The organism is Blastococcus tunisiensis (assembly GCF_900112815.1).
Classification (GTDB): Bacteria; Actinomycetota; Actinomycetes; order Mycobacteriales; family Geodermatophilaceae; genus Blastococcus_B; species Blastococcus_B tunisiensis.
The window spans coordinates 16,851-39,125 of the sequence record NZ_FOND01000012.1 but is presented as its reverse complement, the minus strand read 5'-3'; the positions used below and the strand labels follow the sequence as shown (position 1 = coordinate 39,125).

Genomic DNA, 22,275 nt, shown 5'->3' with positions numbered 1-22,275 from the left:
TGACCCGCTTGGCACAGACCGCTGACCTCACCGACATCCAGCGCGAGATCCTGTCGACGGTCAGGACGTTCGTCGACCGCGAGATCATCCCGAACGCGCAGGAGCTCGAGCACGGCGACATCTACCCGCAGGAGATCGTCGACGGGCTCAAGGAGCTCGGCATCTTCGGGCTGATGATCCCCGAGGAGTACGGCGGGCTGGGCGAGTCGCTGCTCACCTACGCGCTGGTGGTGGAGGAGATCGCCCGCGGCTGGATGAGCGTCTCCGGCGTCATCAACACCCACTTCATCGTGGCGTACATGATCAAGCAGCACGGCACGCAGGAACAGAAGGAGCACTACCTCCCGCGCATGGCCACCGGCGAGGTGCGCGGCGCCTTCTCGATGTCCGAGCCGGGGCTGGGCTCCGACGTGGCCGGCATCCGCACGAAGGCGACGAAGCAGGCCGACGGCGGCTACGTCATCGACGGCCAGAAGATGTGGCTGACCAACGGCGGCAGCTCCACCCTGGTGGCGGCCCTGGTGCGCACCGACGAAGGCGCGGAGAAGGCCCACCAGAACCTGACCACGTTCCTCGTCGAGAAGCCGTCCGGCTTCGGCGAGGTGAAGCCCGGGCTCACCATCCCCGGCAAGATCGACAAGATGGGCTACAAGGGCGTCGACACCACCGAGCTGGTGTTCGACGGCTACCGGGCGGAGGCATCGGACATCCTCGGCGAGGCGCCCGGCAAGGGCTTCGCGCAGATGATGGACGGCGTCGAGGTCGGCCGGGTCAACGTGGCCGCCCGCGCCTGTGGCATCTCCATCCGCGCCTTCGAGCTCGCCGTCGCCTACGCCCAGCAGCGGGAGACCTTCGGCAAGCCGATCGCCCAGCACCAGGCGATCGCCTTCCAGCTGGCCGAGATGGCCACCAAGGTCGAGGCCGCGCACCTGATGATGGTCAACGCCGCCCGGCTCAAGGACCGCGGCGAGCGCAACGACGTCGAGGCCGGCATGGCCAAGTTGATCGCCAGCGAGTACTGCGCCGAGGTCACCACCCAGTCCTTCCGGATCCACGGCGGTTACGGCTACTCGAAGGAGTACGAGATCGAGCGGCTCATGCGCGAGGCGCCGTTCCTGCTCATCGGCGAGGGCACCAGCGAGATCCAGAAGACGATCATCAGCCGCGGCCTGCTGAAGACCTACGCGCAGAAGCGCTGACGTCCGGCAGGTTCCTCCTGCGCCAGTCGGCCCTCGCCCACCGGGGTGGGCAAGGGCCGACTGTGCCGGAGGACGTTCAGCGGGCGGGACGGCGCTCGTAGGTGCGCCGCGCCCAGAGGTAGCCGGCCAGCGCGATCCCGGCGCACCACGCCGTCGCCACCGTTGCGCTGGAGCCGATCGCCGTCCCGGTGAGCAGGCCGCGCACCGTCTCGATGATCGGCGTGAACGGCTGGTTCTCGGCGAACCAGCGCAGTCCGGCGGGCATGGACGCCACCGGCACGAAGCCGCTGCCGAGGAACGGCAGGAGCATGAGCGGCATTGGGAGGTTGCTGGCCGCCTCCACGGTCTTCGTCCAGAGCCCCATCGCCACCGAGAGCCAGGACAGCGCGAAGCTGGTCATCGTGAGGACACCGATGACGGCGAGCCACTCCACGGCGTTCGCGTCGGGCCGGAAGCCGATGAGCAGCGCGACGGCGACGACGAGCGCCAGCCCGACCATCGTCTGGATCACCGCACCCAGGACGTGGCCGGTGAGCACCGACGCGCGGGCGATGGACATGGTGCGGAACCGGGCGATGATGCCCTCGGTCATGTCCATGGCGATCCCGATCGCCGTCCCCTGCGCGCCGCCGGTGATCGCCAGGACCAGGATGCCGGGGACGACGTAGGCGAGGTACTCCGCCCGGCCGCCGGACGGCAGTCCCAGCCCGGCGCCCAGCGTGCCGCCGAAGACGTAGACGAACAGCAGCAGGAACACGATGGGCAGCGCGGCGACGATGAGCGTGAGCCCGGGATAGCGGATGGCGCGCTTGAGGTTGCGGCGCAGCATCGTCGCCGAGTCGTTCACGGTGAGTGCCAGCGTGCTCGTGCGGTCACCTCTGCGGGGGTCGGGCGGCCGGTCAGGGCCAGGAAGACGTCGTCCAGGTCGGGTGTGTCGACGGTGAGACCGGCGACGTCGACACCGGCGTCGTCGAGGCGGGCGAGCAGGGACTTGAGCGTGGCCACGCTGCCGTCACCGGGGACCTCGAGGGCGAGCGCCCCCTCCTCGGCCGGCGGCACGCCGAGCGCCGTGGCAGCGCGGGCCAGCGGCTCCGGCCCGGCGAACTCCAGGCGCACGGAGCTTCCGGGCACCATCCGCTTGAGTTCCCCGGCGGTGCCCTCGGCGACCAGTCGCCCGGCGTCCAGGACGCCGATCCGGTCGGCCAGCTGGTCTGCCTCCTCCAGGTACTGGGTGGTCAGGAGGATGGTGACGCCGTCGGCCACGAGCCCACGGACGACGTCCCACATGGCCCGGCAGCTGCGCGGATCGAGCCCGGTGGTCGGCTCGTCGAGGAAGACCACGCGCGGGTCGGCCATGAGTCCCATGGCCAGATCCAGCCGGCGTCGCATGCCGCCGGAGTAGGTGGCCGGGACCTCGTCGGCCGCCTCGGCGAGGTCGAACCGCTCGAGCAGGGCGGCGGCGCGGCGGCGGCCCTGCTGCCGGCCGAGGTGGTTCAGGTCCGACATCAGCCGCAGGTTCTCCCGCCCGGTGAGCAGGTTGTCGACGGCGGAGAACTGACCGGTGAGCGCGATCGCGGCGCGCACCGCCTCGGGTTCCCGGTGCAGGTCGTGGCCGGCGATGCGGACCTCGCCGCCGTCGGCGGGGGTGAGGGTGGACAGGATGTCGACGGTGGTCGTCTTGCCGGCCCCGTTCGGGCCGAGCAGGGCGAAGACCGTCCCCTCGGGCACGCTCAGGTCCAGGCCGTCGAGCACGGCTTTCGTGCCGAAGGACTTGCGCAGGCCGGTCACCTCGATGGCAGCGGTGGGGTGCATGGCCAGGTCCTCTCAGGCCCGGCGGATGAGGATGTCGCCGTAGGACGTGCGGGCGTGGATCTCGACGGTCTCGCCGGCGCCTTCGGGTCCCTCGGTCTCGGTGAGCAGGTTGCGGATGCGGCCGCCTCCGGAGTGGACGTCGAGCCAGGCCGCCGACCCCTCGCGCACGCACGCCTCCACCTCGCCGTAGGCGGTCTCGAGGACGAGCGAGCCCCGCACGGCCTCGCCGACGCGCACCTGGCCGTACTTGGTGCTCGCGGTCAGCGAGCCGAGGGCACGGTCGACGGTGACGTCGCCGTAGCCGGTCCCCAGTCGGGACGGTCCGCCGGTCTCGCCGACGCGGACGTCGCCGTAGGAGGTGATCGCCTCGGTGTCTCCGTCGACGACGGCGACGGAGATGTCGCCGCTGGAGGTGCGGGCGCGCAGGCTGCCGGCGTCGTCCAGCCGCAGGTCGCCGTGCTTGCTCTCGAGGTCCACGGCGCCCAGCCGGCCGGAGCAGGTGATCTCCCCGGCGGTCGTGCGGACGTCGAGGGAGGACCCGGTGGGGATGACGACGTCGACCTCGATTTCCGGGCCGTAGCCGAAGAAGAGCAGCCGCGGCCGGCTGGTGGACCGGACGAGCAGCTCGCCGGCGGAGAAGGTGACCAGCGTCTGCTCGGCGGCGGTGACGTCGGCGGAGCTGGCCTCGTTGCGCGGGCGGACGGTGACGACGGTGTCGTGCCGGTCGTCGGCGCGCACGCGCACCGAGCCGGAGGCGACCTCGATGCGGGCCGAGATGGGGCCGGGGGTGTCGAACGTGGGCATGGCTGCGCCTTCCTCAGGGCAGGGGTGGGTGCCCCCGGGCCGGTCGGCCGGGGTGGCGGTGCGGGTGCGAGTGCTGGTGCGGGGCTAGCGGGCCCAGCCCGTGTACTGCGAGCCGCCGGACCACCGGCCGCGGCGGGAGTCCGACGACGGTCGCGGCTCGGGGGACATGGCGTTGGCGACGGCCCGGACGAGCCAGGTGTTGACCGAGACGCCGAGTCGGGCTGCGGCGTCGTCGACCCGGGACTTGAGCTGCTCGGGCAGTCGCAGCGTGATCCGCAGCGTGCCGCCCTCGTCGAGGTCGAGCGCCGGGCCGGGATCGGCGGACGCGGTGCCCGCCGCAGGAGCGCTGGTCGGCTCGACGGGGGGAGGGGTGACGGCGAAGCCGAGGTCGCTGCCGCGGAGCCGGACGTCGACGGATCCGGGGGCGAGCTGGCCGGTGATCTCCTCGGCCGCCTGGGACAGCGCGCTGAGCAGTGCCAGGCGGACGGAGGACTCCAGCGGTGCGGTGAGCCGCTCCGCCAGGGCGCGGGCCTCCTCGCCGCCGGCGTCCGCCGCGGTCAGCAGGTCGCGGCGGAGCTGGTCGACGAAGGGGGTGAGGTCCATGGCGTCACTATGACACCACCATGACACCACCGTCAAGCGAAGTGGTGTCGGAAGTGGTGTCACCTCGGGTCGCCCGGGGGGCGGCCCCGGTCGGGGGACGTGTAAGCAGGAGCCATGCGTGCCGCGGGAGTGATGCAGTTCGGTGGGCCGGAGGCCCTGCAGATCGTCGACGTCGAGCCGGAGCCCCTGGGGCCGGGACAGGTGCGGCTGAGGGTGGAGGCCGCCGCGGTGAGCCCGACCGACACCCACGCCCGCTCCGGCGCGTACGCCGGGCGCGACCCGGTCACGACGCCGCCGTGGGTGCCCGGCATGGACGTCGCCGGCGTGGTCGCCGAGGTCGGGGACGGCGTCGAGCACCTCGCGGTGGGGGACGCCGCGATGGGGATCGTCGGCCCGTTCGGCCCGTACGGCGCCTACCGCGAGGACAAGGTGCTGCCCGGCGGCTCGGTGGTGCGGGCACCGGCGAACGCCACGGTGGTGGAGGCCTCGACGCTGCCGATGAACGGGCTGACCGCCCGGCTGGCCCTCGACCACATGGCGCTGCAGCCGGGGCAGGTGCTCGCCGTCACCGGCGCGGCCGGCGCGTTCGGCGGGTACGTCGTCCAGCTGGCGAAGGCGGACGGGCTGACCGTCGTCGCCGACGCGTCGGAGGCCGACGAGCAGCTCGTGCGGGATCTCGGCGCCGACGTGGTGGTCCGTCGGGGGGACGACGTCGCCGACCGGATCCGCGAGCAGTTCCCCGACGGCGTCGACGGGCTGGCCGACGGCTCCGTCCAGGACGCGCTGGTGCTGCCGGCGGTGAAGGACGGCGGTGCGGTGGCGACGGTCCGCGGCTACCGCGGTGACGGCCAGCGCGGGCTGCGGTTCTTCCCGACCATGGTGCGCAAGGTCGCCGAGGACCGGGCGGCGCTGGACCGGCTGCGCCGGCAGGTGGAGGACGGCGTCCTGACGCTGCGGGTCGCCCGCACGTTCCCGGCCGAGCAGGCGGCCGAGGCGCACCGGATGCTCGAGCGCGGTGGGGTCCGCGGCCGGATCGTGCTCACCTTCTGAGGTGCTTGGTCGCCTCCCGACGGGAGAGCGGGCTGAGCGGGTGGTCGCGGACGAACGCCGCCACCCAGCCGGGGGCGACCTTGGCGTACTCGCGCAGGGCCCAGCCGATGGCCTTGCGGAGGAAGAAGTCGGGGTCGTCGGCGTTGGCCAGCACGACGTCGGTGAGCAGCGCGGTGTCGGTGTGCTCCTTGCGGCCCAGCTGGGCGATGACGGCGCTGCGGCGCAGCCAGCGGTCGGGGGAGCGGGCCCACCCGCGCACGACCGGCTCCATCGCGGCCGGGTCGGCCCGCAGCAGCTCGGCGACCCGGGCCTGCGTGCCGTCGACGAGGTCCCACCACGCACCGGTGGTGATCATCTCCTCCAGCAGTGGGAGCAGGCGCAGGTCGCCCCGGGCGGCGGGCAGGCCGGTCAGCGCCTGCGCGGCGTAGCGCTCCTCCCGGTAGGCGGCCTCCCGCCAGAGCCGGCCGGCGGCTGCCCTCACCTCGTCGACCGACGCGGGCGGGTGGGCGGCAGCGGCGGCCCGGGTGAGCCGGCGGACCTCGGGCAGGCGGACGCCGAGGCAGGGCTCCGCCGTCTTCAGGTAGGCCCGCATCCCGGCCGCCCGCTCCGGGTCGGCGAGCTCGCGCAACGCCGCGCGGACGGCGGGCACCAGGGCGGTCGGTCCGGCGTCGGCCACGGTCGCGCAGTCTGCCGGACTCGCCGGTCGGACGGCGTCCTGATTGGGTGGGCTCCCGGGCGACGGTGCCCGTCGACATCGGAGGTCCTGCATGGTGCACAGGCTCGTCGTCAGCTACGGACAGCCGGCGGATCCCGCCGCGTTCGACGCCTACTACCGGGAGACCCACACCCCGCTGGCGCTGCAGCAGCCCGGTCTCGTCCGGCTGACCGTCGGGCGCCCGGTGTCCCTCGACCCGAGCCAGGAGGCGCCCTACCTGATAGCCGAGCTGGACTTCGACTCCGAGGAGTCCATGGGCGCCTCGCTGTCCTCGCCCGAGGGGCGCGCGGCCGGCAAGGACGTGGCGAACTTCGCCACCGGTGGGGTCACGTTCGTGCACTTCGACGTGCACACGGCGGGCTGAGCGCGGGTGAACGGCGCCCAGGCCCTGATCCGGACCCTCGTCGACGCCGGGGTCGACGTCTGCTTCGCCAACCCGGGGACGTCGGAGATGCACTTCGTCGCCGCGCTGGACGACGTGCCGGACATGCGGGCGGTGCTGACCCTCTTCGAGGGGGTCGCGACCGGCGCCGCCGACGGCTACGCCCGGATGGCCGGGCGACCGGCGGCCACGCTGCTGCACCTGGGGCCCGGCATGGCGAACGGGCTGGCGAACCTGCACAACGCGCGGCGCGGCCGCACGCCGCTGGTCAACGTGGTGGGTGACCACGCGCGCTCGCACAAGCGGCTGGACGCGCCGCTGGAGTCCGACATCGACGCCGTCGCCGGCACGGTCTCGGGCTGGGTGCGCCGCTCGCTGGCGCCGGAGGACGTCGCGGCCGACGCGGCCGACGCGGTCGCGGCCGCGGCGGCGGGCACGATCGCCACCCTGGTCCTGCCGGCGGACGTCTCGTGGTCCGAGGGTGCGGACGTCGCCGTCCCGGTGCCCGCCCGCCCGGCACCGCGGGTCGCGCCCCCGGTGGTGGACGACGTCGCCGCGGTGCTGGCCTCGGGCGAGCCCGCGGTGCTCTTCCTGGGCGGGGACGCGATGACCGCCGAGGGGCAGCTCGCCGCGGCCCGGGTGACCGCCGGCACGGGGGCCCGGCTGATGTCGGAGACCTTCCCGGCGCGGGCCGCCCGTGGCGCCGGGATGCCCGAGCTCACCCGCCTGCCGTACCCGCCGGAGATGGCGATCGCCGCGCTGGCGGGCACGAAGCACCTGGTGCTGGCCGGCGCGCAGGCGCCGGTGCACTTCTTCGGCTACCCGGACGTGCCGGGCCACCCGGTGCCGGAGGGCTGCACGGTGCACGTGCTCAGCGCGCCGGGGGAGGACGCCGTCGCCGCGCTGCAGGCGCTGGCGGAGCGGGCGGCACCGGACGCCGACCCCGTGCTGCTCGAGGCCGAGCGGCCCGAGCTGCCCAGCGGGGAGCTGACCCCGCGCAGCATGGCCGCCGTCGTCGGGGCGCTGCTGCCCGAGCGGGCGATCGTCGTCGACGAGGCGCTCACCTCGGGCGTCGGGCTGGCGGAGCTCACCTCCGGGGCGCCCCCGCACGACTGGCTGTCGCTGACGGGTGGCGCGATCGGTGACGGGCTGCCCATGGCGCTCGGTGCCGCCGTCGCCTGCCCGGACCGGCCGGTCCTCGGCATCCAGGCCGACGGCAGCGCCATGTACACGATCTCGGCGCTGTGGAGCTACGCCCGCGAGCAGCTCGACATCACCACGATCGTCTGCGACAACGGCTCCTACGCGATCCTGCAGCACGAGCTGGAGCGGGTCGGGGCGGCCAGCGACGGCGAGCGGGCCGGGCAGCTGCTCGACCTCGGCGGCCCGGACCTGGACTTCGTCGCCCTCGCCACCGGCATGGGCGTGCCGGCGACCCGCGCGACGACCGCCGAGGAGCTCGCCGACCAGCTGCAGAAGGCGCTCGCCGAGCCGGGCCCGCACCTCATCGACGCCGTCCTGCGGCGCTGACCCCGTGGCGCCCGGGTGGCGACCGACTCGGTCGCCGCCCGGGCGCGGGGCTCAGTGCTTCTTGCCGTGGGTCAGGTTGTCCATCTGCGAGCTGGTGTCGGCCTTGGCCCTCTTCTCGCTGCGCTTCTCCTTGATGGACTTGCCGCTGGCCTTCTTGGTCATCGACTGTCGCGGGGACTTGTCACCCATGGTGCGCTCCCTCGTCGGGAGCCCGAACGGCTCCGTGCGCCGGACGCTACGCGCTCGCGCGGTGGTCACGGCGTCTCCCGGGCGTCCGGGAGACGCCGCGCCGCGGGGCGCGGACACCCAGCCGCCACGGGGACTCCCCGGGTCGGGCTCCCGGACTCAGCGCTTGTGCTTGGCCTCGGCGGCCAGCCGGGCCAGCTGGGACTCCGTCATCTGTTCCTTCGCCTTGCGCTCGGCGCGCTTCTCCTTGATCGACTTCGCCGACTTCTGCGAGTGGTGGGCGTCGTGCGGGGACTTGTCGCCCATGGCGGACTCCCGGATCGGGGGCGGACGGGAATGGCCGGACGCTACGCCGGGACGCGCGCGCACGGGAGTCTCCCGGGGCCCGTCATGATCGGGGGATGGTCCGGTCGGTGCTGGTGGTGGGCAGCGTCATCGTCCTGGTCCTCGCCGTGATCACCGCGCTGCTGTGGGGGTTCCAGCGGAGGCTGGTCTACCTGCCCGGCGACGGTCCGCTCCCCCCGGCCTCGGCCGTCCTGCCCGGCGCCCGCGACGTCGTCCTGCGCACCGCGGACGGGCTCGAGCTCGGGGCCTGGCACCTGCCGGCCCCGTCGCCCGAGGCGGCGACCGTGCTCGTCGCCAACGGCAACGGCGGGCACCGCGGGATGCGCGCACCGCTCGCCGCCGAACTGGCCGACGCCGGGCTGGGCGTGCTGCTGTTCGACTACCGCGGCTACGGCGGCAACCCCGGCAGCCCCAGCGAGGACGGCCTCGCCCTCGACGTGCGCGCCGCCCGGCAGTTCCTCCTGGACGACGGCGTGCGGCCCGAGCGCCTCGTCTACCTGGGGGAGAGCCTGGGCGCCGCCGTCGTCACCGAGCTGGCCATCGAGCACCCGCCGGCCGGGCTGGTGCTGCGGTCGCCGTTCGTCGATCTCGCCTCGGTCGCCGCCGTCCACTACCCGGTGCTGCCGGTGCGCGCGCTGCTGTGGGACGAGTTCCCGGTGGCCGAGCAGATCGCGCGGGTCGACGTCCCGACGACGGTCGTCCACGGCGGCGCCGACTCGATCGTGCCGCCCGCGCAGAGCCGGGCGGTGGCCGACGCCGCCGGGAACCTGCACCGGCTGGTCGAGGTGCCCGGCGCCGACCACAACGACCGGGTCCTGCTCGACGGCGACGCGCTGGTGGACGCCGTCGTCGAGCTGGCGTGAGCCTCAGCCGACCGGTTCGGCCACCGGGCGTCGTCCCCGCTGCACGGCCAGGACCGCCACCACCGCGACGACCACGCCGACGACCGGCGGGATGAACCAGCCGGCCTCGTTGCTCCACCAGGCGGCCACCGCGGCGACGACGTAGGCGCCGAGGTTGCGCCACTCGACCGACGGCAGGCCGGACGCGGCCGGCATGCCGCCCCGCCAGCGGGCGAGGAAGTCGCCGATGACCACGCCGCCCAGCGGCGGGATGAGGATGCCGAGCCAGACCAGGTACTCGATCAGGTTGTCGTAGATGCCGGTGATCGCCAGCAGCGTGCCGAGGACGACGCCGCCGATCACGAACGGCTTCTTCGAGCGGGAGTTGGCGATCTCGGCGCCGGCGACGCCGAAGTTGTAGGCGGTGTTGTCGTTGGTGGTCCACAGGTTGGCCACCAGGAACACCAGGCCCCAGCCGACCAGGCCCAGCTGGTAGAGGACGAGGACGAAGTCGCCCTCGCCGAAGGAGATGGCCCCGATGGCGCCGAAGCCGAGCATCAGCAGCTCGCCGACCAGGAAGGCGACGACGCAGGCCCAGAAGCCGGCCGACGGTGTCCGGGCGAACCGGGTCCAGTTCGGCGCCTGGGTGCCGCCGGAGGCGAAGGTGCCGACGACGATGGTCACCGCGGCCGCGATCGTCATCGTCTCCGTCGGCACGATCGCGGTCAGCCCGCTCCACCCGCCGACCTCGTCCAGCGACCGCCAGGTCACCCAGCCGGCGAGGACCAGCAGCAGCGGCACGGAGACGATCGACAGCGCGTACATGCCCTTGTAGCCGTAGTACGCGGTGATGCCCATGACCGCGCCGCCGGCGATCATCAGCGCGATCTCGACGCCGCGGCCGGTCCAGTCCAGCGCGCTGGCGGTGAGCCCGGCGAGGGTGGCGACGGTGACGCCGTACCAGCCGACCTGCGTGCCGCCGAGCAGCAGCGAGGCGAGCTTGGCGCCGGAGGTGCCGAGGGAGTACCGGCACATCATCACCGTGGTCAGGCCGGTGCGGGCGCCGATGCCGCCGATGGCGGCGACGTACACGCCGAGGACGGCGCTGCCGAGCAGCAGCACCCAGATGAGGCTGCCGACCTCGAAGGCCGCGCCGATCTGGGCGCCGGCCAGCATGGTGGGGGTGAAGAAGGTGAAGCCCAGCAGCACGATCGCCAGGGAGAACAGCGACTTGCGGGCGTGCTGGGGGACCGGGTCGATCGGGTAGTCGGGATCGATCTCGCCGGCCGCCGGCGCGACGTCGTCCCGGTTGCCGATGCTGCTGCTCATCCGTCGGTCTCCTCGTCTTCCCCGATGTCCTCGTTCCACAGGGACGGGTGCGCGGCGATGAAGTCCGTCATCAGCTGCACGCACTCCGGGTCGTCCAGCACGAGCACCTCGACGCCGTGCTCGCGCAGCCAGTCGTGGCCGCCGGTGAAGGTGCGGGACTCCCCGACGACCAGCCGGGAGATGCCGAACTGGCGCACCAGCCCGCTGCAGTACCAGCAGGGCGAGAGGGTGGTGACCATCGTCGTGCCGCGGTAGGTCGGCTGGCGCCCGGCGTTGCGGAAGGCGTCGGTCTCCCCGTGCACCGACGGGTCGTCGTCCTGGACGCGCCGGTTGTGGCCGCGGCCGAGCACCGTCCCGTCGGGGCCGACGAGTGCACCGCCGATCGGGATGCCGCCCTCGGCCAGCCCGGCGCGGGCCTCCTCGACCGCGACCGCCAACCACGACCTGGCCGTCGTCTCGTCCAGCGGAACCGTCATCCGGCTGTCCCTCCCCGTGGGCGCGCAGCGAGCAGTGCGCAGACCTTGGCAGAGATGGCCGCGCCGCGTCGATGCCTCGGATGTTCCCGTTCGGTGACGTTCCCGGCCCCGCGCAACGCCGTCGGGCTCGGGCCCGGCCTCGCGCGCGGGGATCGACGGGCCGGCACGCGCGGAGGGGTGTATCTCCTGACCATGAGCAGCAGCGAGTACGTCGTCGGGCGTCGTGGGAACGCCCAGGGAGAGCCGGTCGGCGAGCGTCATGCCGTGCTGGCCGTCGCGACGCGGAAGGAGCCACCCTTCCGGGCGGAGTGCGGCGCGAAGGTCGACGTGGTGGACGGGGACTGGCCGCCCGCGGGCGGCGACGAGCACGCCTGCCCGGTCTGCAGCCGGGACACCAGCGCGCCCTGGGCCTGAGCCGGTCGGGGGACGGGAGGCGGACGTCCCGCTGCCACCGCTCCCCGTCAGCGGCGTCGGCGGCGGGTGCCGAAGATGCCGCGGGTGATCTCGCGGCCGAGCGCCGAGGCGGCGGACCGGGCGAAGGACCGGAACGCCGACGAGCCCAGCACCGTGCTCAGGACGTCCTGCTCGGCCGGCTGGTGTGCCCGGCCCCGGCGGCGGGGAGCGGGCCCGGCGTCGGGGATCTCCGGCCACGGGCTCGGGAGCGCGGGCTCGTCCGCGGGCGGCGATGCCGACGGTGGGGGAGCCAGGCGGGCGGCCAGCCGCTCGTGCGCGGAGTCGCGGTCGACCGGCTGCCCGTACGTCGCCCACAGCGGGGAGGCGGTGACCTCCGCCGTCAGGACGGCAGGGTCGACAGGGGTCATCAGCGACCGTGGTGCGCGTAGCAACGTCCAGGCGACGGGGGTGGGGGAGCCGCGCTCGGATAGCACCGTGACCGCCGCCTCACCGGTGCCGAGCGAGGTCAGCAGCTCCTCCAGGTCGTAGTCGCTGCTCTTCGGGAACGTCGAGACGGTCGCGCGGAGGGCCTTGGCGTCCTGCGGCGTGAACGTCCGGAGTGCGTGCTGCACCCGGTTGCCGAGTTGCCCGAGGACCGCGCTCGGCACGTCCGTCGGCGTCTGGGTCACGAAGACGATGCCGACGCCCTTGGACCGGATCAGCCGCACGGTCTGCGTCACCGACTCGAGGAAGGCCTTGCTGGCCCCGGTGAAGAGCAGGTGCGCCTCGTCGAAGAAGAAGACGAGCTTGGGCTGGTCGAGATCCCCGACCTCGGGCAACTCCTCGAACAGCTCGGCGAGCAGCCACATGAGGAACGTGGAGAACAGCGCCGGCCGGTCCTGCACGGCGGCGAGCTCGACGGCGGTGATGACCCCGCGTCCGTCCGCCGTCGTCCGCATCATGTCGGCGGGGTCCCACTCGGGCTCACCGAAGAAGACGTCGCCGCCGAGGTCCTCCAGGCCGATGAGCTCCCGCAGGATGACACCGGCGGTCGCGGGCGAGAGCCCGCCGAGGGCCTTGAGCTCCGGACGGCCTGCGTCGCTGATCAGCCAGCTCACCACCGAGCGCAGGTCCCGGAGGTCCAGCAGCGGCAGCCCGGCGTCGTCGGCGTAGTGGAAGATCAGCCCGAGCGAGCTCTCCTGCGTCGGGTTGAGGCCCAGGACCTTGGACAGCAGCACGGGACCGAAGTCGGTGATGGTGGCCCGCACGGGCACGCCCGGGCCGAGCCCGCCCAGCGCGAGGAACTCCACGGGGTACGCCGTCGCCGTCCAGTCGTCGCCGGTCTGCTGCACCCGGGCGGTGATCCGGTCGCCGGGGGTGCCGGGCCGGGCCAGGCCGCTCAGATCGCCCTTGATGTCCGCCAGCACGACCGGCACCCCCGCGGCCGACAGCTGCTCGGTCATCAGCTGCAGCGTCCTCGTCTTGCCGGTGCCCGTCGCCCCGGCGATGAGACCGTGGCGGTTGAGCATCGACAGCGGTACCCGCACCTGTGCGCCGGGGTGTGCCGCGCCGCCGTGCATCACCGACCCGAGTTCGAGCGCTGCACCGCCGCCCGCGTACCCCGCGGCGATCCGTTCGGCGGTCTCCGGCCCTGCTGGGGAATCGGTCACCGCCGGACGGTAGCGCTGGACCGGTGGCCGCCGGTGGTCGACGCTGGCGCCGTCGTCGGGTGTCGGGATGTCAGGAGCGAGGGATGAAGGCGGTCGTGTACGACCGGTACGGGTCGCCGGAGGTCCTGCGGCTGGACGACGTCCCGGTGCCCTCCCCGGCCGCCGGGCAGGTGCTGGTGCGGGTGGTCGCGACGTCGGTCAACCTCAGTGACTGGGAGGGCCTGACCGGGTCGCCGGCGTACGCCCGGCTCGGCGGGCTGCTCCGGCCGTCGCGCCACATCCTCGGGTCGGACATCGCGGGCACGGTCGAGGCAGTCGGCGACGGGGTCACCCGGTTCCGCCCGGGCGAGGAGGTGTACGGCGACAACCTCGCGCTGATGGGTGGCTTCGCCGAGTACGCCGTCGCCCCCGAGACGGCTCTCGCGCCGAAGCCGGCCGGGCTGACGTTCGCCGCGGCCGCCACCATCCCGCAGGCCGGCGCCATCGCGCTGCAGGGCACCGCCGCCGCGGCCGAGGGACGGCGGTTCCTGATCAACGGGGCCGGCGGTGGGTCGGGGTCGTTCGCGATCCAGCTGGCGAAGCGGGCGGGCGCGCACGTGACCGCGGTGGACAACGCCGCGAAGCTGGAGTTCATGCGCTCGCTGGGCGCCGACGAGGTATTCGACTACCGCGCGGAGGACTTCACCCGCCGCGGGCCCTACGACGAGATCCTGGACCTGGTGGCGCACCGGTCGGTGTTCGCCTACCGGCGCGCGCTCGCCCCCGGCGGCCGGTACCGGTGCGTCGGCGGATCCGTGCGCGCGCTGCTGCGCATCCTGACGGTCGGGCAGCTCGCCGGCCGGCTGACCGGGCGCCGGCTCGGGGTGCTCGCGGTGAAGGAGGGACCGGCCCACTTCGGGCCCCTCGCGGACCTGTGCGTCGCCGGGGACGTCGCCGTCCACATCGACCGCAGGTTCGCCCTGGCCGACGTGCCGGCGGCGCTGGCGCACGTGGGGGAGGGGAGGGCCCTCGGCAAGGTCGTCGTCGAGGTCGGTTGACCGCTTCTCGGCGTCCGCCGCGCGACTGACTCCCGGTGGCCGAGGCAGTCGCCCCTCGCCATGCACACGGCCGGCCGGTCCTCTTCGCCCGGGTTCCGGCGCCGACGGGCTGAGCAGCCCGACGGTGGTCACGCGGTCGCGCGGACGAAGGTGAGCCGGACGATGCGCCGGTGCACCACGGAGGCGACCTCGGCCACGTCGGCGAAGCCGGCCTCGCGCAGCAGTCGGGGGATGCCGTCACCGACGTTGGCCTGCAGCCGCTCGTCCTGCTGCGCCCTCCGGGCGATCCCTCCCTCGTGGGCGTGCGCGTGACCGCCCATGTCCACCACGTGCAGCAGGCCGCCCGGGCGCAGCACCCGGTGCACCTCCCGGGCGGCCTGCTCCCGCTGGCCGGCGGGCAGGTGGTGCAGCATGAAGGAGGACAGGACGACGTCGACGCTGCCGTCGGCGTAGGGCAACGCGTCGGCGTAGCCGCGGTCCAGCTGCAGCTCCACCTGTCGCCGGCGGGCCTTGCGCCGGGCGCGGGCCAGCGCGCTCAGGTCGGGGTCCAGCCCGACGGCGGCGACCCCCGGCTGCCCCTCCTTGGCGAGCAGCAGCAGGGTGCCGGTGCCGCAGCCGATCTCCAGCACCCGCTGACCGGGGCGCAGCGCGGCCTGGTCGAGCAGCTGCCGGTGCACGCCGCGCACGCCGAACAGCCGGGTGAACGGGTCGTACAGCGGGAGCAGCCACTCCTTGCCCATGGGCGGCAGGTACGCGCGCTCCTGGCCGGTGACCTCGGTCCGTCGGGTGTCCTCGATGGCGTTCATCGCTGGCCTCTTTCGTCGTGCGTCGGGATCTTCTTCCGGTGGCGAGGACTACGTTTCCTCTCGTGGGTGGAGCGGACAATGGCGAGATTTCGGGCGATCTGGGACTTTCTTCCGACGGCGGGCCGGAGCTCCACACCGTGGCCAGGCGGTCGGTCGACGGCGTGCCGGTGTACGGGTACGCCCGGTTGCCCGGTGTGCCGTCGATCAACGTCGTCCGCACCGCGGGGCAGCACCGCCCGGCCGGCGGCTGGACGCGGGAGCGGGCGCACGCGCACGACTTCCTCGTCCTGGCCTACGCCGAGCGGGGCGGCGGGCGGCTGCAGATCGACGGGCGCACCTGGTCGGTCGGCGACGGCGACGCGTTCGTCGTCGCCCCCGGTGAGGTCGTCACGCCCGAGTGGGACGGTGCAGCCGAGTCGGTCGTGTGGTCGGCCGACTTCCCGGCCGACGCCCTCGACCCACGCACGGCGCGGGCGCTGCAGTCCTGGCGCGCGCACCCGTTGCTCTTCCCGTTCGTCGGGCGCCGCTCCGGTGGGGTGCAGCGGCTGCGGGTGCCGGCGGCGGCCCGGCCGCGCTGGTCGGCGCGGTTCGCCGAGCTCGATGGGGAACTGCGCGAACGCGGTGACGGGTACGCCGAGGCCGCGCCGGCGCTGTTGACGCTGCTGCTGGTGGACCTCGCGCGGGTGGCCGCCGACGTCCCCGGCCACCTGCGGCTGGACGGCGAACCGCTACTGGCCGAGGTGTTCGACGTGATCGAGCGGCGCTTCCCCGAGGCCATCTCGCTGCGTGACGTCGCGGCCGCCGTCGGCCTGTCGCCGGGGCACCTGACCACCCTCGTCGGCCGGCGGACGGGGCGGACCGTGCAGCAGTGGATCACCGAGCGGCGGCTGGCCGAGGCAAGGCGGCTGCTCGTCGAGACCGACGCCACGGTGGCGTCCATCGCGGCCCGGACCGGCTACCGGGATGCCGGCTACCTCACCCGCCGGTTCCGGGCGGCCTACGGCACGACGCCCCAGGCTTGGCGGCGCGCCCCCCGCCCACAGCACTGACGCGGCGCGCCGTTCACCCGATCCGGGCCAGTTGTCCACAGGTGCCCGGATCGGCGCCCTACGGACTGGTCCGTTCTCTTACAGTCCGGGCTCGTTCGTCGACCGTCCGACCGGGACTACGGGGGTGCCGTGCCGACCGCTCTGGACGTCGTCGACGGCGAAGTGCGGGAGCTGATCCGGCGCCGCGGCCTCGACCCGTTCACCGACCCCGGGCCCGTGCGGCTCCTGGTGCGCGACGTGGTCGCCGACTACTCGGAGCGCTCGCTCACCTCGGCGCTGCCGCCGATCGGTGATCCGGAGTCCGTGGTCCGGGACGTGCTGGACCGGGTGGCCGGGTTCGGCCCGCTGCAGCGCTATCTCGACGATCCGGAGATCGAGGAGATCTGGGTCAACGAACTCAGTCCCCTGAATTCGCAGGTCAGCGGCTCAACCGTGGTGCTCGGTCCGCAGTGAGTCCGCAGCAGCGGCGAAAACCAGATCCGTGAGACCGGCCGCGCCCGCCCGAGTGCGGTCCTCGGCCGAGGGCCATAGGTGGGAGTAGGTGTCCAGCGTCGTCGACGGCGACCGGTGCCCTAGCGCCCGCTGCACGGTCACCACGTCGCAGCCCGCGGCGATCAGGCCCGAGGCGTAGAAATGCCGAAGTCCGTGCAGATGCAGCCCCGGCGTGCCGGCCGCCCGGACGGTGGACTGCCACCACGAGTTGACCGTGCTGGGCGGAAGAGGACGTCCCTCACCGGTGTGGAACAGCCAGCCCTCAGCCGCGGTCCCCGTGCGCTCGAGATGCCGGGCGAGCATCTCGACCAGCCGGTCGGGCAGATAGATCGTCCGCTCCGATCCGTACTTGGGCTGCCGCAGTTCGGCAGGGCCACCCCGGCGACGCTGCACCTGCCGGCGCACGTGCAGCCGCCTCCCGAGGAAGTCGACGTCCTCCAGATTGAGCCCGGAGGCCTCGCCCAGGCGCAGGCCGGCGAAGGCACAGACCCCCAAATAGGCCTGCATGCTGGGGCGTGAACGATCGACCAGCGCTCGTATCTGGCCCGGTGTCGGAATCTCCATGGCGTGCTCCGCGCGCCGCCGGGCTGGAAGCCGGAGTCCCGCGGAGGGGTCAACGGCGATGACCCGATCCCGCACGGCGGACTTGAGGACCGCTCGGACGGCGTTCACCCGGGTGGCCACCGTGTTGGGCGCGTAGCCGGCGGCCACCATCGCTTTCACCCAAGTCTCGAGGTGCGAGGCCCGCAGCGATGCGATGGGGACCGAACCGAAGGTGACCTTGCGTCGCGCCAGGTCCATCGACACCTCAGTCATGGGCGCCCACACCTGGCGCTCCGCCCAGGCTCGGAAATACGCGTCGAACGTCGTCCGGCCGGCTTGCGGATCCACGTAACTACCTGTGATCACTGAGGCCGTCACTTCGTCGAGCCACCGCTGAGCGTCGGCCTTTCGCTTGAAGTGGCGAGCGTGCTCCTTGCCGTTCTCGTCCCGGTACCGCGGCCGATACGTCCCATCAGGCCGCTTCGCGATCGACGCCACCGCCCATCGCCTCCCTCCGTCTTCAATTCCGGGGCCTTGCCGCTTCAGTTTGGGAGTCTCCACCGACTGAAAGGCCATCAGCCCCGACTGGCTGCCGTCTGTCGAGCACAGACCGGCTGATCAGGGGCGGCCTCGGTTGACCTGATCTGCCTGTGCGTCGATCCAGGTGTGCAGGTCGGCGCGGCGGTAGAGGACGCGCCGGCCGAGTCGGAAGCTGTTCGGCCCGGTGCCGAGGTGTCGCCAGTACCGGAGGGTGGCGACGGGGGCGCGGAGCACGTCCGCAGCCTCGGTGATGGTGAGCAGTTCGGGCTCGTGGTCGGCGGTGGGGTCGGGCATGGCTGGCTCCCGGGGGTCGTCGGTGGTGGGCGGTGCCTTCACCACAGAAGGCGCCATTTCGGGCCCGGTGGTGACACCTCACAGCCAGCGTCGTGTAACTGTCTCCAGTTGTTCTCCTGTAGTGGCTCCCCGGACGTGTCACCTGGCAGCGATGGAGGCACCTCATCTCCCGACGCCGGGGGCGGCGCCACCACCGGCGAGGGACGGCCCGAGGCGCTCGGCGTCTGGGCGTGCAACGGCAGGGACCGGGCCGGGTGGCCACGGACTCGTCCATGCCCCCTGGTCGGGGTCGATCGGGCGCCGCGTGCGCCAGGCCTCACGTTCCTGGCTGAGCCGGTCAGGCGGCTGGGCGAGGAGGGCCGGCTCGGCGGTGAGGGTCGCGATGCGCGCCCGGGCGTCGGTCAGCTCCTGGCGGGTGGTGGCGATGTCGCGCTGGAGGTTGGTGAGCCGGCCGGCCGGGTCGGGGGTCCAGGCCACGGGACCGAAGGGGTCGAGTCGCTCGTCGCGGCGTCGGCCGGCCTCGGCGACGGCGTGTCGGGCTTGCTCGTGCGCGTTCCAGGCGGCGTCGGCGGCTGCGCAGAGCTGCGCGTGTTCGGGGTGGGCCTGTTCGGCGGCTTGGCGGGCGGAGGCGGCGAACGCCCTCCACAAGGCGGGGCGGTCGTCGAACCAGCCGGCAACCTGCGCGAGGTCCTTCGGGTCGGTGGGCAGGCACGGCACGTGGGGCCGCCACCGGTCGGCCCAGTCGGTGAGCTGCTCGCCGGCGCGGGCCACCGCGCCGCGCCGGAGGCCGAACCGACCGGAGCCGTCGAGCACCATCCGCGCGGCTTGACGGGCGGCGTCGCGTTCGCCGCCCCAACGTGTGAGCAGGGTATCGCGGACCTTTTCCGCGTGGGCGGCGATGGCCGCGCCGCTGTCCGCGGCCCACCGTCTGGCATGCTCGGCGGCGACGCACGTCTGATCACGGGCGGCTTCGAGGTGCGCGAGTTCGCCGACGTGCGGGGCTTCGAGCGCGACGACCTCGCGCAGGGTGTCTCGCTGAGGCTCCCAGTAGGCGAGTCGCTGAAGGGAGCGCTGCTCGGCCGTCCACGCCGCGCGCAGCTCGACCAGGACCTCCTCCAGCGGGCGGGGTGTGGCGTAGCGGGCGGCCTCGGCGGCAGCGAGCTGGGCGGCGTGCGTGGGGCCGAGGTCGGCCCGGTCGCGGGCGAACACGGCGACCCACTCCTCCCGCGCATCGTTCACATCGGTGGCGACGAGGTGGGCGATGTTGGTTTCCCGGCCGCGGGTCATCCCGACGTAGGCCGACGCCGCCCCGGTGTGCTCGCCGACCACCACATGGGCGGCGGTGACCGTGTCCCCCTGCACGCCGTGGGCCGTGCTGGCGTAGGCCAGCTCCACGTGCGCGGTGACGTAGTCGGCGGGCAGTACCCGCACACCTTGCGGGTCCGGGGTGACACCGCCGGGAACGTCACCGGTGACCGGGCCGGCGGGGGTGACAACCAGTTCACCGTTTCGGCCGACGGCGGTGACGGTCCAGGTGTCGCGGTTGGCCACGCCCAGGTCGCGGTCGTTGCGGCGGGTGGCGATCCGGTCCCCGGCCCCGATCCGCTGCCCGGCGGCCGTGATGGCGACGCGCTGGTCGTCGACCCGGCCGACGGCGACCCGCCGTTCCCGGATGACGGCGTTCACCTCGGCGGCCTGTTCGCGGGTGTCCACCACCACCGTCACGTGTTCGCCCCGGCGGTGGTGCTCGGCGGCGGCCGCCGCGATCGCCTCCTGCAGGGCGGTCGCGTCGGGGTGCAGCCTGATCTGCCCGCGCGCGAGGAGCGCGTCGAAGACCGCGGCAGGGTGGGCGCCGGTACGCATGGCCAGGGTCAGGTCCGCGTACTCGGTGTCGGGCACCGTCTGCCCGGCCTGGTCGGTGCGGGTGAAGCGGTGCACCCGGTCGAGGGTCATGTGCGCGGCCGGGTCGACCTGGCGCACGGCGAGGTCGAGGACCCCGCCGCGGCCGACCGCGGCGAGCTGGTGCCGGTCGCCGAGCAGCGCCACCCGCACCTGGCACTCGTCGGCGACGGTGAGCAGGGCGCGGGCGGTATCCTGGTCGAGCATGCCGGCCTCGTCGACAACCAGCAGATCTCCCGGCAGCAGTCGCGCCGCCTCCGTCGGGCCGGCGTAGACGCGGCCGGTGGCCGGATCGGTCTGCCCGGGCGCGAGCCGGGTCCAGGCGCCGTCGTCGTTCCAGCGCCAGCCGTGCTGGTAGGCCAGCCAGGCCGCCGACCCAGCCGCCCCGCCCACCTCCGCGGCGGCGACCTTGGCGGCCTTCAGCGTCGGGGTCACCACTACCAGCCCGCGCCCCTGGTCCTGGAGCAGGCTCCGGGTGGCGGCCAGGGTGGTGGTCTTGCCGGCGCCGGCCGCACCCTCCACCACGGCCAGCGGCCGGGACCCGGCCAGCGCGGCGACCGCCGCTGCCTGGCCGGCATCCAGCCTCGCGCTGCCGGCCACGAGGTCGACCGGGGGTGTCAGGTCCGGGTCCGGTTTGCCGGTCGTGGCGCGGGCGGCGAGGCGGGCGGTCAGCTCGGCCTCAACCTCGAGGACCGGCTGCGACGTCCAGGCCCGGATGTGCTCGGGTACGCCGTCGCGATCCAGCAGCGGCAGGCAGCGTGCCATGGCGCGGGCGGTCAGGTCTTCGGCCAGCTCGAGGCGCACCGCCGCCCCGGCGACGACGCCGACGGCGGCGATCAGCCGCTCCACCTCGCCGCGGACGTCCGCGGAGTTCCACGCCGACCGGCCCGCCGCGAGCCGGGTCAACGCGCGCTGCACCAGCTCCTCCCGGTCGAGGGTGCCGACCGGGGTGGGCGTCAGGTCAACGGGACCGGCCGGGTCGCGGTAGCCGAGCCCGGACAGCTGCCCCCGCCAGCGCTCGGCGAGGGTCACCCCGGGCTGCGGAGTGACCTTGTCCGGGCGGCCGTCGGCCCAGGCGCGGGCGTCCCACGCGCGGCGCAGCGCCGGGCCGGGCCGTTCACCGGGGTGCGCGGTGGCCCATTCCCGTTCGTAGCGGTCCACATTCCGGGCGATCTGCGCATTCCGCGCGCTGAACGGGCCGACATAGTCGGCGAGCTCCAGTATTTCTCCAGTAGCGCCTTTCGTGTAGCCGTGCGCGGCGAACGCGGCGTTCAACTCCGGGTCACAGGCCATCGCCGCATGCCCGATCCCGTTGATCGCCCCGAGCGAGTCGCGGAGTCCGACGGTGTGCAGCCCGCGCCATTTCCCGGCGGCGAACACGCGGGACAGGATCTGCAGGTGCAGATGCCAGTGCGGATCCTCCGCCCGGGAGGTGTAGTGCCGCACCGTCGCCGCCTCCAGCACCTCCACCGGCACCTGCACCTGCCCGCCGCGCGGGCCGACCCGGGTGGTGGCGTGCTGCGCGAGCCAGCCGACGATCTGCCCGGCCGCGCGGTCCTGCGCCGCCTCGTACGCGGCGGCGATGTCCGGATGCAGCGCGGCGGCCAGCGACCAGGTCTTCGGGCCGTTGACCACCACCTCCACGAACCGCACCGCCCGCGCGTCGTGGCGCAGCTGCCCCCGCGGCTGGCCGGTGTCCGGGTCGCGGCCGGCGACCCAGGTCTCGTAGGTGTCGCCGGTCAGCGGGGCCAGTTCGGCCACGCGCCCGTCGGCGGCGGTGAAGTGGCGGGCGAACCCGGAGCCCTCGGTCAGGTAGTAGTCATCGGCCCGACCCCGGTCGGCCTCCACATAGGCGCGGGCGGCGGCCGGGTCGCCGACGTACACCTTCATTCCCCCATGCATTTTCAACGCCACCCAATAATGGCCAACACGTCACCCCTGAAAACGCCACTGGGCCCCGCGAAGCGGGGCCCGAGCTACCTGCGAAGGTAGCATGCGTGCCGTTCCGGTTAAAGGCATGGACGTTGATGGATAGAGTCTGCTATCTCGATTTCTTAGAGAACTGTGAATCGAGTTGTTGAATAGCGCTAATTGAGGCTGAACTCTGCGGCCCGGGCTCAGGAGTGCGTTGCCCTCTTGATCTAGATCATCTCCAGCGAGGGTCACCAATGGTTCTCAGCTACCGACGGATGGTGCGCCGCGACGTAGTCGGGCCTGGTGCGCACGCCCCCCACGCGTCATCGGAGCCGCTGACGTCCACGTGCTCATCGGGAGGGATC

General features: G+C 73.6%; 23 protein-coding genes. 9 read left to right on the top strand and 14 right to left on the bottom strand.

What is annotated here, in order from left to right:
• The first annotated feature begins 8 nt into the window (after positions 1 to 8).
• Positions 9 to 1,199 carry an acyl-CoA dehydrogenase family protein gene (locus BM142_RS15360; protein WP_254790999.1) on the top strand — a complete coding sequence of 397 codons (1,191 nt, stop codon included), beginning with the start codon at positions 9 to 11 and terminating at the stop codon, positions 1,197 to 1,199.
• Between the two features lie 76 nt (positions 1,200 to 1,275).
• On the opposite strand, the gene BM142_RS15355 is transcribed toward BM142_RS15360, so the two are convergent.
• The 4 genes from BM142_RS15355 to BM142_RS15340 all read right to left on the bottom strand — a co-directional run bounded on the left by BM142_RS15355 (position 1,276) and on the right by BM142_RS15340 (position 4,418).
• Positions 1,276 to 2,046, bottom strand: a complete 771-nt coding sequence (locus tag BM142_RS15355; protein WP_217640740.1) for an ABC transporter permease — start codon at positions 2,044 to 2,046, stop codon at positions 1,276 to 1,278.
• On the bottom strand, positions 2,043 to 3,011 hold the full coding sequence (locus BM142_RS15350; protein ID WP_092200618.1) for an ATP-binding cassette domain-containing protein: 969 nt from the start codon (positions 3,009 to 3,011) through the stop codon (positions 2,043 to 2,045). Before BM142_RS15350 ends, BM142_RS15355 begins: the two co-directional genes overlap by 4 nt.
• Before the next feature lie 12 nt (positions 3,012 to 3,023).
• Positions 3,024 to 3,815 (bottom strand): DUF4097 family beta strand repeat-containing protein, encoded by a 792-nt coding sequence (locus tag BM142_RS15345; protein ID WP_092200615.1) that lies wholly within the window; start codon positions 3,813 to 3,815, stop codon positions 3,024 to 3,026.
• A gap of 84 nt (positions 3,816 to 3,899) precedes the next feature.
• Positions 3,900 to 4,418 (bottom strand): hypothetical protein, encoded by a 519-nt coding sequence (locus BM142_RS15340; protein WP_092200612.1) that lies wholly within the window; start codon positions 4,416 to 4,418, stop codon positions 3,900 to 3,902.
• A 114-nt stretch (positions 4,419 to 4,532) separates the two neighbouring features.
• Between BM142_RS15340 and BM142_RS15335 the strand changes: the two genes are divergently transcribed.
• Complete coding sequence (locus BM142_RS15335; protein ID WP_092200609.1) at positions 4,533 to 5,468, top strand: quinone oxidoreductase family protein; 936 nt, start codon at positions 4,533 to 4,535, stop codon at positions 5,466 to 5,468.
• Here the strand turns inward: BM142_RS15335 and BM142_RS15330 are convergent.
• Positions 5,458 to 6,144, bottom strand: a complete 687-nt coding sequence (locus BM142_RS15330; protein WP_254790998.1) for a DNA alkylation repair protein — start codon at positions 6,142 to 6,144, stop codon at positions 5,458 to 5,460. The genes BM142_RS15335 and BM142_RS15330 overlap by 11 nt on opposite strands.
• A 91-nt stretch (positions 6,145 to 6,235) precedes the next feature.
• Here BM142_RS15330 and BM142_RS15325 point away from each other — a divergent pair, with 91 nt between their 5' ends.
• Positions 6,236 to 6,547: an EthD family reductase gene (locus tag BM142_RS15325; protein ID WP_092200604.1), complete on the top strand. Its 312-nt coding sequence runs from the start codon at positions 6,236 to 6,238 to the stop codon at positions 6,545 to 6,547.
• 6 nt (positions 6,548 to 6,553) lie between these two features.
• Positions 6,554 to 8,095: an acetolactate synthase large subunit gene (locus BM142_RS15320; protein WP_092200601.1), complete on the top strand. Its 1,542-nt coding sequence runs from the start codon at positions 6,554 to 6,556 to the stop codon at positions 8,093 to 8,095.
• A gap of 51 nt (positions 8,096 to 8,146) precedes the next feature.
• On the opposite strand, the gene BM142_RS24600 is transcribed toward BM142_RS15320, so the two are convergent.
• Complete coding sequence (locus tag BM142_RS24600; protein ID WP_175527299.1) at positions 8,147 to 8,284, bottom strand: hypothetical protein; 138 nt, start codon at positions 8,282 to 8,284, stop codon at positions 8,147 to 8,149.
• A 156-nt stretch (positions 8,285 to 8,440) separates the two neighbouring features.
• The gene (locus BM142_RS24595) at positions 8,441 to 8,587 is read right to left on the bottom strand and encodes a hypothetical protein (protein ID WP_175527298.1); all 147 of its coding nucleotides are present in this window, start codon (positions 8,585 to 8,587) and stop codon (positions 8,441 to 8,443) included.
• A 95-nt stretch (positions 8,588 to 8,682) separates the two neighbouring features.
• On the opposite strand from BM142_RS24595, the gene BM142_RS15315 reads away from it, so the two are divergent.
• Positions 8,683 to 9,489 (top strand): alpha/beta hydrolase, encoded by an 807-nt coding sequence (locus BM142_RS15315; protein ID WP_175527297.1) that lies wholly within the window; start codon positions 8,683 to 8,685, stop codon positions 9,487 to 9,489.
• Between the two features lie 3 nt (positions 9,490 to 9,492).
• On the opposite strand, the gene codB is transcribed toward BM142_RS15315, so the two are convergent.
• Positions 9,493 to 10,797 carry a cytosine permease gene (gene codB, locus BM142_RS15310; RefSeq protein WP_092200598.1) on the bottom strand — a complete coding sequence of 435 codons (1,305 nt, stop codon included), beginning with the start codon at positions 10,795 to 10,797 and terminating at the stop codon, positions 9,493 to 9,495.
• On the bottom strand, positions 10,794 to 11,273 hold the full coding sequence (locus BM142_RS15305; RefSeq protein ID WP_092200595.1) for a nucleoside deaminase: 480 nt from the start codon (positions 11,271 to 11,273) through the stop codon (positions 10,794 to 10,796). The genes codB and BM142_RS15305 overlap by 4 nt, the downstream gene beginning before the upstream one ends.
• Positions 11,274 to 11,465: 192 nt before the next feature.
• On the opposite strand from BM142_RS15305, the gene BM142_RS15300 reads away from it, so the two are divergent.
• The gene (locus tag BM142_RS15300) at positions 11,466 to 11,687 is read left to right on the top strand and encodes a hypothetical protein (RefSeq protein ID WP_139228899.1); all 222 of its coding nucleotides are present in this window, start codon (positions 11,466 to 11,468) and stop codon (positions 11,685 to 11,687) included.
• A gap of 47 nt (positions 11,688 to 11,734) precedes the next feature.
• Here BM142_RS15300 and BM142_RS15295 read toward each other — a convergent pair whose 3' ends face one another.
• Entirely contained in the window at positions 11,735 to 13,336 is a 1,602-nt protein-coding gene (locus tag BM142_RS15295) for a helicase HerA-like domain-containing protein (protein WP_092200589.1), read from the bottom strand.
• Positions 13,337 to 13,419: 83 nt separating this feature from the next.
• Between BM142_RS15295 and BM142_RS15290 the strand changes: the two genes are divergently transcribed.
• Positions 13,420 to 14,373, top strand: a complete 954-nt coding sequence (locus BM142_RS15290; protein WP_092200586.1) for an NAD(P)-dependent alcohol dehydrogenase — start codon at positions 13,420 to 13,422, stop codon at positions 14,371 to 14,373.
• A gap of 128 nt (positions 14,374 to 14,501) precedes the next feature.
• On the opposite strand, the gene BM142_RS15285 is transcribed toward BM142_RS15290, so the two are convergent.
• A complete protein-coding gene (locus BM142_RS15285) occupies positions 14,502 to 15,179 on the bottom strand; it encodes a class I SAM-dependent methyltransferase (RefSeq protein ID WP_092200583.1) in 678 nt (225 codons plus the stop codon).
• Between the two features lie 137 nt (positions 15,180 to 15,316).
• On the opposite strand from BM142_RS15285, the gene BM142_RS15280 reads away from it, so the two are divergent.
• On the top strand, positions 15,317 to 16,228 hold the full coding sequence (locus tag BM142_RS15280; RefSeq protein WP_092200580.1) for an AraC family transcriptional regulator: 912 nt from the start codon (positions 15,317 to 15,319) through the stop codon (positions 16,226 to 16,228).
• Between the two features lie 129 nt (positions 16,229 to 16,357).
• Positions 16,358 to 16,681, top strand: a complete 324-nt coding sequence (locus BM142_RS15275) for a hypothetical protein (protein WP_254790997.1) — start codon at positions 16,358 to 16,360, stop codon at positions 16,679 to 16,681.
• Here the strand turns inward: BM142_RS15275 and BM142_RS15270 are convergent.
• From BM142_RS15270 to mobF, 3 genes are all read right to left on the bottom strand, one after another.
• Positions 16,655 to 17,761 carry a tyrosine-type recombinase/integrase gene (locus tag BM142_RS15270; protein ID WP_092200576.1) on the bottom strand — a complete coding sequence of 369 codons (1,107 nt, stop codon included), beginning with the start codon at positions 17,759 to 17,761 and terminating at the stop codon, positions 16,655 to 16,657. The two genes, BM142_RS15275 and BM142_RS15270, sit on opposite strands and share 27 nt — an antisense overlap.
• Positions 17,762 to 17,881: 120 nt before the next feature.
• Positions 17,882 to 18,097 carry a helix-turn-helix transcriptional regulator gene (locus tag BM142_RS15265; protein WP_092200934.1) on the bottom strand — a complete coding sequence of 72 codons (216 nt, stop codon included), beginning with the start codon at positions 18,095 to 18,097 and terminating at the stop codon, positions 17,882 to 17,884.
• 162 nt (positions 18,098 to 18,259) lie between these two features.
• Positions 18,260 to 21,886, bottom strand: coding sequence for a MobF family relaxase (gene mobF / locus BM142_RS15260; RefSeq protein ID WP_092200573.1), 3,627 nt, complete (start codon positions 21,884 to 21,886; stop codon positions 18,260 to 18,262).
• Between the last annotated feature and the right edge of the window lie 389 nt (positions 21,887 to 22,275).